The 16,134-nt window shown below is 69.3% G+C and carries 15 protein-coding genes; 9 read left to right on the forward strand and 6 right to left on the reverse strand.

The window, feature by feature from the left end; all coding sequences use genetic code 11:
• On the reverse strand, positions 1 to 1,172 hold a 1,172-nt coding region (locus GQ56_RS0137620), incomplete at its 3' end, for an MFS transporter (protein WP_152601991.1).
• Positions 1,169 to 1,534, reverse strand: a complete 366-nt coding sequence (locus GQ56_RS0137625; RefSeq protein WP_031403546.1) for a RidA family protein — start codon at positions 1,532 to 1,534, stop codon at positions 1,169 to 1,171. The genes GQ56_RS0137620 and GQ56_RS0137625, both read right to left, overlap by 4 nt.
• 139 nt (positions 1,535 to 1,673) lie before the next feature.
• Between GQ56_RS0137625 and GQ56_RS0137630 the strand changes: the two genes are divergently transcribed.
• The 6 genes from GQ56_RS0137630 (at position 1,674) to GQ56_RS0137655 (ending at position 8,085) form a co-directional block, all read left to right on the forward strand.
• Positions 1,674 to 2,492, forward strand: coding sequence for a TrmB family transcriptional regulator (locus tag GQ56_RS0137630; protein ID WP_031403547.1), 819 nt, complete (start codon positions 1,674 to 1,676; stop codon positions 2,490 to 2,492).
• Between the two features lie 101 nt (positions 2,493 to 2,593).
• Positions 2,594 to 3,454: a PhzF family phenazine biosynthesis protein gene (locus GQ56_RS0137635; protein WP_031403548.1), complete on the forward strand. Its 861-nt coding sequence runs from the start codon at positions 2,594 to 2,596 to the stop codon at positions 3,452 to 3,454.
• A 220-nt stretch (positions 3,455 to 3,674) separates the two neighbouring features.
• Positions 3,675 to 4,352 (forward strand): hypothetical protein, encoded by a 678-nt coding sequence (locus GQ56_RS40320; RefSeq protein ID WP_152601992.1) that lies wholly within the window; start codon positions 3,675 to 3,677, stop codon positions 4,350 to 4,352.
• Between the two features lie 336 nt (positions 4,353 to 4,688).
• On the forward strand, positions 4,689 to 5,615 hold the full coding sequence (rbsK, locus tag GQ56_RS0137645; RefSeq protein ID WP_031403550.1) for a ribokinase: 927 nt from the start codon (positions 4,689 to 4,691) through the stop codon (positions 5,613 to 5,615).
• Positions 5,616 to 5,656: 41 nt separating this feature from the next.
• Positions 5,657 to 7,030: an L-fucose:H+ symporter permease gene (gene fucP, locus GQ56_RS0137650; protein ID WP_031403551.1), complete on the forward strand. Its 1,374-nt coding sequence runs from the start codon at positions 5,657 to 5,659 to the stop codon at positions 7,028 to 7,030.
• 2 nt (positions 7,031 to 7,032) lie between these two features.
• Positions 7,033 to 8,085 (forward strand): aldose 1-epimerase family protein, encoded by a 1,053-nt coding sequence (locus tag GQ56_RS0137655; RefSeq protein WP_031403552.1) that lies wholly within the window; start codon positions 7,033 to 7,035, stop codon positions 8,083 to 8,085.
• 22 nt (positions 8,086 to 8,107) lie between these two features.
• Here GQ56_RS0137655 and deoR read toward each other — a convergent pair whose 3' ends face one another.
• Positions 8,108 to 8,878 (reverse strand): DNA-binding transcriptional repressor DeoR, encoded by a 771-nt coding sequence (gene deoR, locus GQ56_RS0137660; RefSeq protein WP_031403553.1) that lies wholly within the window; start codon positions 8,876 to 8,878, stop codon positions 8,108 to 8,110.
• Positions 8,879 to 9,024: 146 nt separating this feature from the next.
• Here deoR and deoC point away from each other — a divergent pair, with 146 nt between their 5' ends.
• Positions 9,025 to 9,705 carry a deoxyribose-phosphate aldolase gene (deoC, locus tag GQ56_RS0137665; RefSeq protein ID WP_031403554.1) on the forward strand — a complete coding sequence of 227 codons (681 nt, stop codon included), beginning with the start codon at positions 9,025 to 9,027 and terminating at the stop codon, positions 9,703 to 9,705.
• 216 nt (positions 9,706 to 9,921) lie between these two features.
• Here deoC and GQ56_RS0137670 read toward each other — a convergent pair whose 3' ends face one another.
• From GQ56_RS0137670 to GQ56_RS0137680, 3 genes are read right to left on the reverse strand one after another with little or no spacing between them, the layout of a single operon-like run.
• Positions 9,922 to 11,943 carry a sensor histidine kinase gene (locus GQ56_RS0137670; protein WP_235212830.1) on the reverse strand — a complete coding sequence of 674 codons (2,022 nt, stop codon included), beginning with the start codon at positions 11,941 to 11,943 and terminating at the stop codon, positions 9,922 to 9,924.
• Positions 11,933 to 12,598: a FlhC family transcriptional regulator gene (locus GQ56_RS0137675; protein ID WP_063934601.1), complete on the reverse strand. Its 666-nt coding sequence runs from the start codon at positions 12,596 to 12,598 to the stop codon at positions 11,933 to 11,935. The genes GQ56_RS0137670 and GQ56_RS0137675 overlap by 11 nt, the downstream gene beginning before the upstream one ends.
• Positions 12,595 to 12,918, reverse strand: a complete 324-nt coding sequence (locus GQ56_RS0137680; protein WP_031403557.1) for a flagellar transcriptional regulator FlhD — start codon at positions 12,916 to 12,918, stop codon at positions 12,595 to 12,597. The genes GQ56_RS0137675 and GQ56_RS0137680 overlap by 4 nt, the downstream gene beginning before the upstream one ends.
• A gap of 427 nt (positions 12,919 to 13,345) precedes the next feature.
• Here GQ56_RS0137680 and GQ56_RS0137685 point away from each other — a divergent pair, with 427 nt between their 5' ends.
• Positions 13,346 to 13,987 (forward strand): response regulator, encoded by a 642-nt coding sequence (locus GQ56_RS0137685; protein ID WP_031403558.1) that lies wholly within the window; start codon positions 13,346 to 13,348, stop codon positions 13,985 to 13,987.
• A gap of 119 nt (positions 13,988 to 14,106) precedes the next feature.
• On the forward strand, positions 14,107 to 15,843 hold the full coding sequence (locus GQ56_RS40325; RefSeq protein WP_052001495.1) for a hybrid sensor histidine kinase/response regulator: 1,737 nt from the start codon (positions 14,107 to 14,109) through the stop codon (positions 15,841 to 15,843).
• Positions 15,844 to 16,134: the final 291 nt, after the last annotated feature.

Raw genomic sequence — 16,134 nt, forward strand, 5'->3', positions numbered from 1 at the left:
GGCGGGGGTATCGTCGATCCAGTCGAGCCTCGCGTTGCGCGAAGTGAAGTTCTCGTCGCGCGTCCCGGAGCCGGACGGGTTGGCGGCGCCGCCCCGGCGGGCGCCACCGCGCCGCCGGCGCCGGCCGCGTAGTAAAGCGTCAGATACGCGGCGCTCAACGCGCCGGCCCGGGCCGGCTCGATCGCGACGACGCGCGCCTGGTTCGCGACCTGCGCGGCAAAGCAGCCGGCGTCGAACAGTGCCAGCCCGGCGCCCAGCCATCCGGGACGGCCGAGCGCGACACCGAGCAGCAACGCCGCAACGGCCGCCACGCCGAGCCCGCCGCGAATGACGGCGCGATCGCCGAACCGGTCGGCCAGTTTCCCGGCGACCCGCGTCACGCCCAGGCCCAGCACGCCCGCGAGACTGTACGCGCCGATCGCGGCGGCGCCCAGCCCATACGGCGGCCCGGCCAGACGCAGCGCGAGCCCCACCCAGACCAGATTGAACGCGAAGAACCACAGCATGCCGGCGCAGGTCCGTCGCCTCAACTCGACGCTGCCGCGCAACAGCCGCGGCATGGCGGCGATCGCGACCGCATGGCCGGGGCGCCCTTGCGGCCGGCCGCCCGGCAACAGCACGGCGGCGCCGACGGCGGCCAGCGCGACGCATCCGGCCAGCACGAGCAATGCGCCGCGCCATCCGCACCCTTGCGACAGCACGCCGCCCACGAAGCGGCTCAGCAGGATGCCGGCGGAGATGCCCGCCGACACGGCCCCCATCGCCGCGCCGCGCCGTTGCGGGTCCGCGCGTTTTCCGGCGACGGCGCTGCATTGCGCCGCCACCGTGGTTGCCGCGCCGACCAGGAAGAAACCCGCGTCGAGCGCGAGCGGCCCGGGCGAGCGCGACGCGCACGCCAGCAACAGCGCGAGTGCGCCCATCTGCGCGGGAACGAGCGTGCGCGGACTGAACCGGTCGACCAGCGGAACCAGCAGCGCAAGGCCGGCCAGATAGCCGAGCATCGTGACCGAAGCGAGATCCGCCATGCGCGACGCGGCGACGCCGAACTCGCTCGCGATGGCGGACAGCGACGGCTGCAACGCATAGCCGTTGGCGATCGCCACGCCGGCCGCCAGCGCCAGCACCGTGGTCGCGGCGCGCGACAGCGGCGCGCGCTTGCCGGCGTCGGTCACGCCGCGGCCCTGACCGCGATCGCCTCGACTTCGACCAGGATCCCGGGATCGACGAAGGGCAGCGCATGCACCAGCGAGAACGCCGGCCGGATCTCGCCGTAGATCTCGCCATGCGCGCGCGCCGCGTCTTCCCAGTGGTCGAAATCCGCGACCACCAGGCGGCTCTGGACGACGTCCGCCAGCGAAAACCCGCTGCCCGTCAGCACCTGCTCGATCGTCGCGAGCGCGTCGCGCGTCTGCGCGTAAACGTCGTCTCCTTTGCCGGCCGTCCCGGAAATGTAGATGGTGTTGTCCACGACCACCGCGCGCGAGTAGCCGACCTTGGGCTCCCACGGGGAGCCGGTACTGATTCGTTGACGCATCTTGAAGATCCCTCCGGTCAGGTTCAGGAACATGACTTACTACTTGGGTAGTAAGTCATGGCGATTGTATACTACCGCAGTAGTTAATCAAGGGATGCGTTGCAGGCGGCCGCGGAAGCAGGCGCCGGAGCCGATACACATGAGCGAAAACACGGAGCTGATCACGTCGCTGATCCGGCTTGGCTTCACCCAGTACGAAGCGCAGGCGTACGCGGCCCTCGTCGGGCAAGCCGCGCTGACCGGCGCGGAAGTCGGCCGGCGCGCCGGCATGCCGCCGTCGAAGATCTACGAAACCCTGGCGCGCCTGGAAGCGCGCGGCGCGGTGCTCGTCAACCGGTCCGAGCCCGTCCGCTATGCGGCCGTGCCGCACCGGTCGCTGCTGGAGGACTTGCGCACGCGCTTCAATGCGGATCTCGAACTGGCCGCGGGCGCGCTCGACCGGCTGCCGGTTCAGCAGGAACCGGGGCTGGTCTGGTCGCTGAGCGGGCGGGAAGCGATCGCCAGCGCATTCGCGCGCGTCATCGTCGGCGCGAAGGCGCAGTTGTTCGCGGGCGTATGGGACGAGGAACTCGACGACCTCGGGCCGCTGCTCGAGGCGGCCGCGGCGCGGGGCGTCGATACGCACGTCGCGGTTTACGGCAATCGCACGCTCAACGGGCCGCGCCACTACGACATGGCCAAATGCGGCGCCAGCGCCAGGCTCAGGCTCTCGGGGCGCCGGCTCGCCGTCGCGGTGGCGGACGACACCGAAGCCGTGGTCGCGGAATTCGGCGATCATTCTGCGGATCACGCCACCTTGACGACCAATCCGGTCATCGCGCTGCTCGCGGTCGAGTACATCAAGGCGGACGTGAGCGGGCGCGTGCTGATCGACGCATTGAGTCCGGCGGAATACCGGAAAGTCCTGAAGCATCCCGACATGCAGGCGATGCTCGCGCCGCCCGGCCAGCCTGGCTGACCCGCGCGGCGCCGCATGCATCGGGCGGCACGCTCCCCCTGCCCGTGCTCGTCCGCCTCCCGGCCCGGGCACGGCCGTCGTCACCCTCACGCGAACCTCACATGACCTCGTATGCTTTCCGCCTGCTGAACGTGTTCGCCGAATCCACCTTCGGCGGCAACCCCCTCTGCGTATTCGAAGATGCGCGCGGCATGGACGAGGCGACCATGCGCGCCCTCGCCGTGCAGTTCAACCTGTCCGAGACGACCTTCGTGCTGCCGTCGGACCGCGCGCATGCGCGGGTACGCATCTTCACGCCGGGCTACGAGATGGCGTTCGCGGGCCATCCGACGCTCGGCACCGCGCACGTCGTGCGCGACCTGCTGGATGCGGGCGACGATCTCGCGCTCGAATTCAAGGCCGGCGTGGTCGACGTCCGTGCGCGCGACGACGTGTGGGCATTCACCGCGCCGCATGCCGGCATGCCGAAGACGGCGGCGTGCGCGTTGTCCGATGCGCGGACGGCGGCCCTGCTCGGCCTCGCGGAAAGCGATCTGCTCACGCCGCCGCTCTGGGTCGACACCGGCGCCGACCAGTTGCTGATCGCGCTCAAGAGCGTCGATGCCGTGCGCCGCGCGCAGCCCGACGGCGCCAGCCTCGAGACCTGGCCGAAAAGCAGTCTCGGCCGCAAGACCGCCTACGTGTTCGCGTTCGACGCCGAGCGCCCGGGGAAAGTGGTGTCCCGCTACTTCTTCGCGAAACAGGGCGGCGGCTTCGCGGAAGATCCGGGCACCGGCTCGGCCTGCGCGAACCTGGGCGGCTGGCTGCTCGCCAACCGCCGCGATCTGCCCGCCGCGTTCCAGGTCGAACAGGGCGAAGCCGTCGGCCGGCCCTGCCTGCTGCATCTGTCGGTCAGTGCAACCGGCACGATCGGCGTCGGCGGGCGCGTGATCGAACTCGGGCGCGGCGTCGTCAACGTGTAGTGCGCGAGGTGCGGGTCGCGCCATGCTCGCGCGGGTCGCGGGTCGCGACTCGTGCCGCAGGCACGCCCTGCGTGGCGACGACGGCCCGGCGGCTGGCATGCCGCCACGCGCTGCCGTTGCCGTTGCCGTTGCCGTTGCCGCTGCCGACGCGCAACCCGCATCGCACGCGCCGCCGCGTTTGCTATGCTGCGCGCATCGCCTGCCCGAGCCGCTCGACCACATGACCGACCTCGCCCCCGATCCCGCCCGCACGTTGCGCATGACCTGCGACGCATGCTTCGGCACCGCCGCCGTCTGGCCGCTGGTCGAGCGCGCGTATGGCGAGCCGCACCGCCACTACCACACGCTCACGCACCTGGCCGAGCTGTTCGCGCATCTCGCGCCGTTTCGTGCGGAACCGCTGTGGCCGGCCATCGAGCTCGCCGTCTGGGCGCACGATTTCGTCTACGCGACGACGACGCCCGGCTATGCCGACAACGAAGCGCACAGCGCGCAATGGCTCGTGACCGTCACGGACGCGCACTGCAGCGAAGCCTGGTTGCATGCGCACGCATCGCACGTGCGCGCGGCATACGATCTCGTACTCGCGACGAAGTCGCACCGCCTGCCCGATGCGCTCACGTCCGATCCGGCGCTGCAACGCGCCGGGCGGATTTTTCTCGACGCCGATCTCGCGATTCTCGCGGCCGCGCCCGAGCGGCTGCGCGCATACGATCGCGCGATCGCACGCGAGTGGGTGCAGGACCCCGATGCGCCGTCGGCAGCATTCCGAACGGGCCGCAGGCAGGCGCTTGAACATCTGCGAGCGCAGGTTCCGCTGTTTCAGTCGGCGGAATTCGCACCGCTCACGCCGGTTGCGCTCCGCAATCTCGATGCGTTGATCGCCGCCTACGCGTGACCGCGATGCGCACCCGCCCGAACACCCCCGCATAAGCGCCGCCGGCTCGGCCTCGCCCGGCGTACGCGGCGATCCCGCGCGTTCGCCCGACGCGACGCCTGCGACATGGCCGCGCCGCAACGGCGCGTCGTCTCGTCCGCCTCCGCACCATCGGATCGAAAAGCCGGAGCGCCTCCCCGCCTCCGGCACACCCGCGTCGTGCCGTCGCCCGTTCAGAAAGTGACATATCAAACATCACAAGATTGCATTCTCACACTAAATGTGATTTTATTATCATACTCAGCAAGCCACCGCCGCACAGGCTCGTGGCGCGCCCATACCAAGGAAGAGACGCAGATGGAGACAATCGCCGTCATCGGCAGCAACATGGTCGACCTCGTGACCTATGTCGCACGCATGCCCGCCCGGGGCGAAACGCTCGAAGCGCCGAACTTCGAACTCGGCTGCGGCGGCAAGGGTGCGAACCAGGCCGTCGCGGCCGCGCGTCTCGGCGCACGCGTCGTGATGGTCACGAAGGTCGGCGACGACGTGTTCGCCGACAACACCATCCGCAACTTCGAGCGGGAAGGGATCGACACCACGCACGTGCGCAAGGTCGCCGGCGTGCCGAGCGGCGTCGCGCCGATCTTCGTGGAACCCGATTCGAGCAACAGCATCCTGATCGTCAAGGGCGCGAACCGCCACCTGAAGCCGGCCGACATCGACGCGGCCGCGCCGCAGCTCGCCGCATGCGCGCTGATCGTGCTGCAGCTCGAAATCGAACTCGACACCGTCTATCACGCGATCGCGTTCGGCGCGCGGCACGGCATTCCCGTGCTGCTGAACCCCGCCCCCGCAGTGGCCGATCTCGATTTCGAGCGGATCCGCTCCGTCGAATTCTTCATGCCGAACGAAACCGAACTCGCGATCGTCGCGGGGATGCCGGTCGATTCGCCGGAAGCCGCGGCCCGCGCCGCCGAGGCGCTGGTCGCGCGCGGGCTGAAGCACGTGCTCGTCACGCTCGGCGGCAACGGCTCGCTGCTCGCATCGCGCGACGGCGTGCGACACGTGCCGGGCGTACCGGTCGACGCGCGCGACACGACCGGCGCCGGCGACGCTTACATCGGCTGCTTCGCGCGCTGCTACGCCGCGTCGCGCGACGCGCTCGACGCGATGCGCTACGCGTCCGCATACGCCGCGCATTCGGTCACGGGCCTCGGCACGCAGAAATCGTACGCCGACGCCGCGACGTTCGAACGCTTCCTCCGCGACGCCGGCTTCTGAACGGCGCCTTCATCGACGAGACACCCGGGAAGGAGACACCCATGGGCCGAGCCAGAATCGAACACACCCCCGACGGCTACTACCTGAACCGCACGCCGCTATTCGCATTCACGCTGCTGTGCTGCCTGTTCGCGCTGTGGGGCACCGCCGCGAACCTGAACGACGTGCTGATCGCGCAGTTCAGGAAGTCGTTCTTCCTGTCCGATTTCGAATCGGCGTTCGTGCAGTCCGCGTTCTACCTCGGCTACTTCTTCCTCGCGATTCCGGCCGCGACCGTCGTGAAGAAGTTCAGCTACAAGACGACGATCCTGGTCGGGCTGCTGCTCTACACGACCGGCTGCCTGCTGTTCTTCCCGGCCGCGTCGATGGCGAAGTACGGGATGTTCCTCGTCGCGCTGTTCGTGATCGCGGCGGGCCTGTCGTTCCTCGAAACCGCGTCGAACTCGTACTCGACGCTGATGGGCCCGCGCGACACCAGCACGCGGCGGCTGAACATCTCGCAGACGTTCTATCCGTTCGGCGCGATGGCCGGCGTCTACATGGGCAGCCTCCTGATCTTCAAGGAAAACGACGCGTCTCATGCGCAGCTCGCGGCCATGTCGGCCGCCGAAGCGCACGTGCACCAGCTCGCGATGATCCAGGCCACGCTCGAGCCGTACAAGTGGCTGGTCGTCGTGCTCGTCGCGGTGTTCATCGTGTTCGCGTTCACGCCCTATCCGGCCTGCAAGGGCAACGGCCCCGGCGCGGCCACGCACCGGATCGACGCCCGCGGCACGCTCGCGCGCCTGTTCGGCAACCGGCGCTTCGTCGCGGGCGTCGTCGCGCAGTTCCTGTATGTCGGCGCACAGGTCGGCGTGTGGAGCTTCACGATCCGGCTCGCGATGCAGATCGGCGGCCTCAGCGAGCGCGGCGCGTCGCACTACCTGCTCGCGACGTTCTTCGCGTTCTTCGTCGGCAAGCTGATCGCCACGCTCGTGATGAAGCGCGTCGGCCCGGCCAAGGTGCTGATCGTCTACGGCATCCTGTGCATCGCGCTGCTCGCGTACACGATCAGCGTGCACAACATCACGGCCGTCTATGCCGCGGTGGGCGTGAGCGTGTTCCTCGGCCCGTGCTGGCCCACGATCTACGGCCTCACGATCGACGGGCTCGGCAAGGACACCGAATACGGCGGCTCGATCCTCGTGATGAGCATCGTCGGCGGTGCGGTCGTGCCGCTGATCCAGGGCCTGATCTCCGATCACACGGGCGGCAACATGCAGCTCGCTTTCGTCGTGCCGCTCGCGTGCTTCGTCGTGATCGTCCATTACGGCTTCTACTGCCTGCGCCACCTGCCGGCCGCGACGCCCGACGCAGCCGCCGACGGCCACGCGCCCGCGCGCTACGCCGCCACGCGCAACACGTCGGGAGCGTGAGCATGCGAGGCGAAATCGAACTGCGGCGCGACGACTTCCGCGACACCCCGCGCACGCTGTACCGCACCGACGGCCTCACCGTCACCGCGTTTGCGTATCCGTCAGGCGTCGAGGCGCTGAAACTCGAGAACCGCCGCGGCCATCTCGTCGTGCTGCCCTACCTCGGCCAGATGATCTGGGCCGCCGCGTTCGACGGCCGCGACCTGACGATGAAGCACATGTTCCGGCAACCGAAGCGCGCGGCGTCGATCCTCGACACCTACGGCTGCTTCATGTTTCACAGCGGCCTGCTGCGCAACGGCTGCCCGGGGCCGGACGACACGCATGCGCTGCACGGCGAGATGCCGTGCGCGCCGATGGACCGCGCGAGCCTCGTCGTCGATGCGGATGCGCATGGCGCGCGCGTCGAAGTGACGGGCGAATACGAATACGTGCAGGGCTTCGGCAGCCACTACATCGCGCGTCCGTCGGTGCGGCTCGCCGCGCACGATGCGCAGATGACGATCGCGATGGCCGTGACGAACCTCGGCGGCACGCCGATGGATCTCATGTACATGGCGCACCTGAATTACGCGTACGTGCCGGGCGGCCGCTTCGTGCAGGCGTTGCCGCCGGGCGCGCTGCGGTTGCGCGACAGCGTGCCCGCGCACGTGAAGCCGACCGCCGCGTGGCGCGACTATACGGCAGCGCTCGCGCGCGATCCGGCGCGGCTTCATGTGCTCGATACGCCCGCGCTGTACGATCCGGAGATCGTGTTCTTCATGAACGGCGCGGCAACGGACGCGGACGGCATCGCGCATTTCCGGCTCGCCCATCCGGACGGCGGCGCCTTCCATACCGCGTACCGCCCCGAGCAGTTCCCGCATGCGACGCGCTGGATCCTGCACAACGCGGACCAGCAGGTCGCCGCGTTCGCGCTGCCGTCGACCTGCGAGCCGGAGGGCTATGAGGCCGAGCGCCGCAAGGGCCATGTCGCGGCGCTCGCGCCGGGCGCGACGCGCCGCTTCGAAGTCGTCACCGGTTACCTGAGCGCGGCGGAAGCACGCGATGCATGACGCACCGCGCGGCCGCCCTGCGTCAGGTCACGAGCGCGATCCCGTGTTCGCGAATCGCCGTTTCGTAGCGGCGGCTCAGTTGCCCGTCGGAGATCACGTAGTTGAAGTCGGCGAGTTCGCCGAAATAGGCCGCGCGCACTTCGTCGAACTTCGTGTGGTCGACGAGCAGGAAGCGGTTCTGCGCGCGCGCCATCACCTTCTTCTTCACGTCGACCTCGTGGAAGTTGAAGCAGGTGACGCCGCAGCGGTCGCTCACGCCGGCCGCCGAGATGAACGCCTTGGACACGCGCACCGTGTCGAGGATGCCCGTCTCGGCCACCGACTCGAACACCATGTTCTTGCGGTGATACGCGCCGCCGCACAGGATCACGTTGCAATGCGGCTTCTGCTGCAGCTTCGCGAACACGTTCAGCGAATTGCAGACGGCCGTGAATTCGAGGTCGTCCGGAATGAAATCGACGACGAACGGCGTGGTCGAGCCGCAGTCGACGAAGATCGTGTCGCCGGTCGTCACGAACCGGGCGGCCAGCTTGCCGATGCGGCGCTTCTCCTCGGTCTGCCGGTCGTTCTCGGCGCTGACCACGTACTCGCCGATGTCGCTGCGCTGCGCGGCGAAGTGGCGCGTCACGTAGCCGCCGATCAGGCTGAGGCCGTGCGGGTTGTCCGCGAGATCGCGGCGGATCGTCATTTCGGAGACGCCGAACAGTTCGGCCACCTCCTTCAGATGAATCGCATTCTGCCCTTGCAGCACGTTCATCAACGTCTTGATTCGTTCGCCCTTCTTCGTTTCCATGCCAGTATCCTGCGTGCCCGTCGCATCCGTCGCTTGTCGTGCCGGGCGCGTGGGCCCGGCCGGAATGTCGTATTTGTAACAAACCGATGTGAAAACATCAACTTTCCGTGTGCCGTTCGGGCACACGCCCCGTGGAGTCCTGAAACATGCCGCTTTCCAACGCCCAACTCGCTCAAACCATCGATCACACGCTGCTCGCGCCCGACGCGAGCGACGCGCAGATCCGCGAGCTCTGCCGCCAGGCGGCCGGGCATCGCTTTTACTCGGTCTGCGTGAATTCGGCGAACGTGCCGCTCGCCGCCCGCGAGCTGGCCGGCACCGGCGTGCTCGTGTGCGCGGTGGTCGGTTTTCCGCTCGGTGCGGCGCTGTCGGCCGCGAAGGCATTCGAGGCGTCGGCCGCGATCGCGGCGGGCGCCGGCGAGATCGACATGGTGATCAACCTCGGCGCGCTCAAGAGCGGCCGCGCCGACGACGTGAAGACCGACATCGAAACGGTGCATCGCGAGTGCGGCGCGGTGCCGCTCAAGGTGATCCTCGAAACGGGGCTGCTGACCGACGACGAGAAGGTGCGCGTGTGCGAGATGTGCCGCGATCTCGGCGTCGCGTTCGTGAAGACGTCGACGGGGTTCGGCCACGGCGGCGCGACGCTCGCGGACGTCGAACTGATGCGCCGCACGGTCGGCCCCGTGCTCGGCGTGAAGGCGTCCGGCGGCGTGCGCGACCGCGCCGCCGCGCTCGCGATGCTGGCGGCCGGCGCGACCCGGCTCGGCACGAGCTCGGGCGTGGCGATCGTGACCGACCAGGGCGGCAGCGACTCGGCGTACTGACCGACGACGCGCGCCGCCTCCGGCGTCCCGCAGGCGCGGCGGTCGCGGGCCGTCTTCGCCGGCCCGGGGAGAAGGCCGGGCGTCCGCCGCGAGCCGGCCCGGGACGGACGCCGGCGGCACCGCCATGCCGCAGCGCACCGCCGCGCCCGTCGAGGTGCCGCATCCCGCGTGGCCCGGCAGGAGGCGGCGCGCGCGCGCCGGCGAGGAAGCCGCGCGTCATCCATACGTGCCCCCGCCCGCCGTCGAACGCATCGCGTCCGCCGCGTCGCCCGCGCCGGCGCCCGCCGCCGGCAACGTCACCGTCACCGTCGTCCCCTTCCACGCGGCGCTGCTGACGCCGATCTCACCGCGATGGCGCTCCACGACCGCCTTGGCGAACGCCATCCCGAGCCCGACGCCCCTGGAATCGGGTTGACCTTCCAGCCGGAAGCGCTGGTAGCGCTCGAACAGTCTGGCCTGATCCTCGGCCGCGATCCCGTAGCCGCGATCACGGATCACGCAGCGCACCGACGCGCGGTCCTCGGTCAGCCCGACGCGGCACTCGACGCGCGTATGCGATGCGCTGTACTCGACCGCATTCCCCAGCAACTTGACCAGCGCGCGCGACAACAGCACGGGATCGCCGTACACGAGCGCGTCCTCGCAAGGCGGTACGTCGCCGACGTCGATGTCCTTTTCGCGGGCGTGCGGCCAGACCTCGTCGCGCGCCTGGTTCATCAGGTCCGCGACGTTGACGAGCTCCGGCGCGTACTCGCCGGCCTCGGCCCGCGACACTTGCGCGAAACCGTCCGCCATCGCCAGCGTATGGCGCGCCAGCCTGCCGATCTCGTGCAGGCGCTCGCGCAACGTGCAGTCGGACTGGCACGGTTCTGGGGCGCCGACGAGCACGACGACCGATGTGAGCGGTGCACGCATGTCGTGCGAGAACAGCGTCAGCATGTCGTTGCGCTGCCGCTCGAGCACCTCGCGGCGGGCGTACGCGCCGCGCAACCGGTCCAGCGCGTCGTTCAGGCGCGCGATCTCCGGCCCCTTGCCCGGCACCGCGACGAGCGGCAACGGGTCGCCCTGGCTCAGCGCGACGATACCGCGGCTCAATGCGTCGAGCGGCTTCGACAGCGTACGCTGCGTGCCGCGCACGAGCAGGATCAGGATGACGACGCAGCAGGCGGCTTCGGCGGCGGACCAGGCCATCCTGAGGCGTGCCGCGTTGCGCTGCTCGACCGCGCGCGACCGCGTGACGTCGAGCACGCGGTCGCGCAATTGCTCCGCCGGCCGCAGGTCGCGCATGATCCGCCGCGTGAAATCCTCGGCGCTCATCGCATAGCGGCCCGTGCGACCCGCGCGGATCGTCGCCGACACCAGCGGCAGCAGGCTGCCGTCCATCGTGTCGTTCAGCCGCGCGAAATCGTTCGCGAGGGTCGCGTCGGCGCGCTGCGGCGCGATCGCGCCGGCAATCAGCGCACGGAGCTGCACGATGCGGCCGCGCATCTGGAGAATGCGCGCGAGCCGCTCGTCGTCGAGCGGCGTGTTCCGCGTCAGCGACGCGACGAACAGCCCGCCGAGCCGCCCGGTGTATTCGCGCAGGTCGCCGAGCAGGTACGCGAGCATCAACGCGTTCGCGGTATCGGGATGGCGCATCGCGGCGCTCGCCATCACGTCACGCGCCAGCGTCGCCAGATCGTCGCCGGCCGCGACCATCCGGTCCTGCGCGGACTGGATCTGCCACACCGCGCGCGCGCTCGACGGCTGCGCGGCGAGCACGTCGATCTCGTGCCGCGCGTCGGCCAGCTCGGTACGGATCGATTCGATCGCATGCAGCGCGATCCCGCGCTCGAGCGCATCGAGCACGCCCGACTGCTCGAGCTGCGTGCGAAGCGCATCGAGCGCCTCGTCGGAGCGCCCCCGTGCAACGCTCACGGCCGCCACGTCGGCCGCCGCGTCGCTGCGCCGATGCGCGAGCAGCACATTGGCCGGCCAGCGTTCGGCCGAGACCCGATTCAACGCGACCATCGCGCGTTCGACCTGCCCGAAGTCGCGCAGATCGAGGCTGCCCTGCCAGTACAGCCGATAGCTGTCCCAGACGTTCGTCCCGCACGCGACCGCCGTCAGCGCCACGACGAGCGCGACGCCGGCACGCATCCACTGCCGGATCGGCAGGCCGCCGGGTTTCGCGAGGTCGGCCCCGGGTTCCGGCGAACCCGTGGCGCATGCGGCCTCGCCCGCTCCGCTAGCCTGCATCGCGCTCTCCCGGCCATCTGCCGGCCCCGCCCGCGCGTCTCGCGCGTCTCGCGGACGTGCCGCCTTCGCGGCGGGACAGGGCCGTCGCCGGTGGGTCGTCGCACAGCGCGCACGGCACGGCGCCATCGATGCGCGTGCGCTTGCCGGCGCGGGGCGGCAACCGGCACGCGACGCAGGCCCGATGGCGGCGCAGTGCATAGCGATACGTGATGAACGACGCGCCGCAATGCGCGCACGACGCGAGGTCGAGCACGCCGCAGTCGACGAAGCGCACGAGCATCCACGCGCGCGTCAGGTCGAGCGGCAGCGCCAGGCCGGCCGCGCCGCCGTGTTCCGCATACAGCGTGTAGGCCTTGATGAGCGCGTCGACCCGGGAGCAGCCCGCCTCGTTGCGCAGGAAACGGTAAATGCCATGGAACAGCGATGCGTGCAGATTCGCGAACCACGTCATGTACCAGTCCGTCGACGACGGCAGCATGCCCTTCGGCGCCGGGACGCCGCGCACCTCGCGGTACAGCCGCGCGAGACGGTCGCGCGGCAGCGCGCACTCGATCTCCAGCATCTGCAGACGCGCGCCGAGCCGGATCAGCGCCACCGCCTGCATCGTCCGTTGCGCATCGTCGGCGAGGCCGTGCCGTCTGGCCGGATCGTTCATCGCGCGATCTCGTCGGGCAGCGCGAGGCCGCTGAGCGTCATCGCGGCGTGCAGGCGCACGATGTCGACGGGCCCCGTCGCGCGGGTCAGCGCCGAGATCACGCCGCACCGGCTCAGGCGCAACGCGCAGACGAGCTGCCCCGCCGACGCGAGGTCGTTCATGTGCTTCACCGACAACGCCGACAACGCGTCGGCGGCATCGGCGTTCACACCCAGACGGAACATGCCGGTCGCGCGATCCGACTGCAGCAGCCGCTGCGCCAGGCACAGATACGACATGTTCACTTCCCACATTGCATCGCTGTCGTTGACAAGTTCCATCGTTCACCTCGATTGATGCGCGATCAGGATCAATGCACGATCGTCATAACGCGTGCCGAGAAAAAACTTATTACGGATCGTTATTTTCTTATTGCAGTGCGAAGCATCGACACTGGACACGCCGCACGATGTGCATCACGTGCCGGCATCGCGCAGCCCTTCCATTCCGGCGCGGCCGCCGGCGTCGCGGACAGCGTCGCGACGATGCTCGCGACGCCTCGCACGGCGGCCTCGACTCCGCCTGAATTGCAAACCGTTGCGATTGAGTCTCGGCGATATCGCGTCGAATGTAAACGCGACGTTAGGCGCAAGACAAATGCAGGATAAACAGCGGGAAAACGGGACTTTAGTATTAAGACTTTCGTCTTGTACAATCCGGTTCGCTCATCATCAATCCGCACCGGCCCCCCCACATTTCATCGTCCCAATGAAAATTCTGATCGTCGACGATCACGCGATCCTGCGGGACGGCGTGGAAATGCTGCTCCGCCAGGAAGATGGCGACACCATCGTCGTTCAGGCAGGCAATGCGGACGACGCGGTGCGGATGCTCGACCGGCACACCGATCTCGACGCGATCGTGCTCGACCTGAAACTCCACGGCATGGACGGGCTCGAAGCCCTCGCCGTGTTCGCGAAGCTGCGCCCGGGGCTGCCCGTCATCGTGCTCTCTTCGTCGGAGGATTCGAGCGCGGTGCGCAATGCGTTCGCGCAGGGCGCCATGGGCTACGTGCCGAAGTCCGCCGGCCCGCGCACGCTGCTGTCCGCCATCCGGATCGCGCTCAACGGCGAGCGCTACGTGCCGCCGCTGCTGCTCGACGAGCAGGCCGCGCCGCAGCCGGACGCCGTCGCGAGCCCGCCGCCCGCGCTGCGCGACGCGACGTTGACGCAACGCCAGATCGAGGTGCTGCGCTTTCTCGCGGAAGGCGTGCCGAACAAGGTCATCGCCGACAAGCTCGGCCTGTCCGAAAAGACCGTCAAGGCGCATATCACGGCGATCTTCAAGGCACTGAACGTGATCAACCGGACCCAGGCCGCCGCGGCCGGCAGGAAGGCCGGGCTGATCTGAGCGCCCTTGGCGCGAGCCGATCCGGACGGCGCGGCGGCGCTTGACCGGCATTGCGTGAATTGCCAACCCGCCGCGAATGGCCTAGATTTTTTTTATCATCATCGCCAGCGGGATCACAGATGGCCTCCACGCCTCGCCCCACGGCCGGGCACGCATCGTCCGACGCGCCAGCCGATCACGACGGTCCGTTCGACCTCGCCGCGGACGTGATCGAGCGCTGGCAACGCCTGGTCGATCTGATGGCGGACATCGTCGGCGTTCCGGCCGGGCTGATCATGCGTCATGTCGGCAAGGACATCCAGGTCGTGGTGGCGAGCCGCAACGAAGCGAATCCGTTCTACCAGGGCGAGTCGGCCGAACTGTCCGGCTCGGGGCTCTACTGCGAAGCGGTGATCGACAGCGACCGCTCGCTGGTCGTGCCCGACGCGCGCCAGTCGCCGCAATGGCGCCACAACCCGGACCTGCGCGTCAACATGGTGTCGTATCTCGGCCTGCCGATTCACTGGCCCGACCGCACGACGTTCGGCACGATCTGCGTGCTCGACTGCAAGGAGAACGCGTATTCGGAACGGTACATCCGGCTCGTCGAGGAATTCCGCGACCAGATCGAGATGCAGTTGCAGCTGATCGATGCACGACGGGTGGCCGAACGCGAGCGCCGGCGCGCCGCGCAGCTCGCCGAGAACTTCCGCAGGCAGAAGGACCTCGCGACCGAGGCGTCGCACGTCAAGTCGCGCTTTCTCGCGGCCGCGAGCCACGACCTCCGCCAGCCCGTCCATGCGCTCAGCCTGTTCGTCGGCGCGCTGCGGCACGTGCCGATGTCCCCCGACGGCGCGTTGCTCGTCGAGCGCATCAACCAGTCGGTCGACGCGATGGACGAACTGTTCACCGCGATCCTGGACATCTCGCGGCTCGACGCGGGCGTCGTGCCGGTGCGGCGCCGGCCGTTCGCGATCGGCACGGTGCTGGAGCGCGTGTGCAGCGACGTGGCCGTCGATGCGCATGCGAAGGGACTGCAACTGTCGTACGTGCGCAGCTCCATCGTCATCGACTCCGACCCGGTGCTGCTCGAACGCATCGTGCGCAACCTGCTGTCGAACGCCGTGCGCTATACCGACGCCGGACGCATCGTCGTCGGCTGCCGGCGCACCCTCACGCACGTGCGCGTGCAGGTCATCGACACCGGGCGCGGCATCCCCGCCGATCAGCAGAGCCGCGTGTTCGACGACTACTACCAGCTGACCCATCACGGCCGCGGGCACGAACAGGGCATGGGCCTCGGGCTGGCGATCGTGCGGCGCCTCGCGGAGCTGCTCGATTGCCCGCTGATGCTGCGCTCCGAGCCCGGGCAGGGGTCGTGCTTCGAGCTGCAGGTGGCGCGCATGCCCTCAACCGTGCGCCCGCCCACGCCCGTGGTGGACGAGATCGCCGTCGATGCGGCAGCGGCCGCCGCCCATCTCGTGGTCGTGATCGACGACGAATCGGCCATCCGCACCGGCATGTCGATCCTGCTCGCGCAATGGGGCTACCGCGTCGTCGCGACCGCGTCGGCGAGCGAGGCGATCGCCCAGCTGGCCTCGGACGACATCCGCCCGACCTTGCTGATCTGCGACCTGCACCTGCATAGCGACGAGAACGGAATCGGCGCGATCACGCGGCTGCGCGACGAGTACAACGCGGCGATTCCGGCGATGCTGATCACCGGCGACACGATGGCGCGCCGGCCCGGCGGCGCGAAACACGGCGGCTTCATGCTGCTGCACAAGCCGGTGCCGAGCGACAAGCTGCGCTCGGCCATGGAGCGGCTGCTGCGCGCGCAGACGGGGAAACGCACGCGGCAGGCCGGGCCGGGCTGACGCGGTTTCGTGCGCTGTCCGGGTTCGGCCTGTCGCCGGCGTTCGACGAGCGCGGTGCACGCGTCACCGCACGGCATACCGCACCGGGCTCGCGAGTGCGTGTGTGCGCGAGTGCGTGTGTGCGCGAGTGCGTGTGTGCGTGTGTGCGTGTGTGCGTGTGTGCGTGTGTGCGTGTGTGCGTGTGTGCGTGTGTGCGTGTGTGCGTGTGTGCGTGTGTGCGTGTGTGCGTGTGTGCGTGTGTGCGTGTGTGCGTGTGTGCGTGTGTGCGTGCGTGCGTGTGTGCGTGCGTGC

The organism is Burkholderia paludis, assembly GCF_000732615.1.
Taxonomy (GTDB): domain Bacteria; phylum Pseudomonadota; class Gammaproteobacteria; order Burkholderiales; family Burkholderiaceae; genus Burkholderia; species Burkholderia paludis.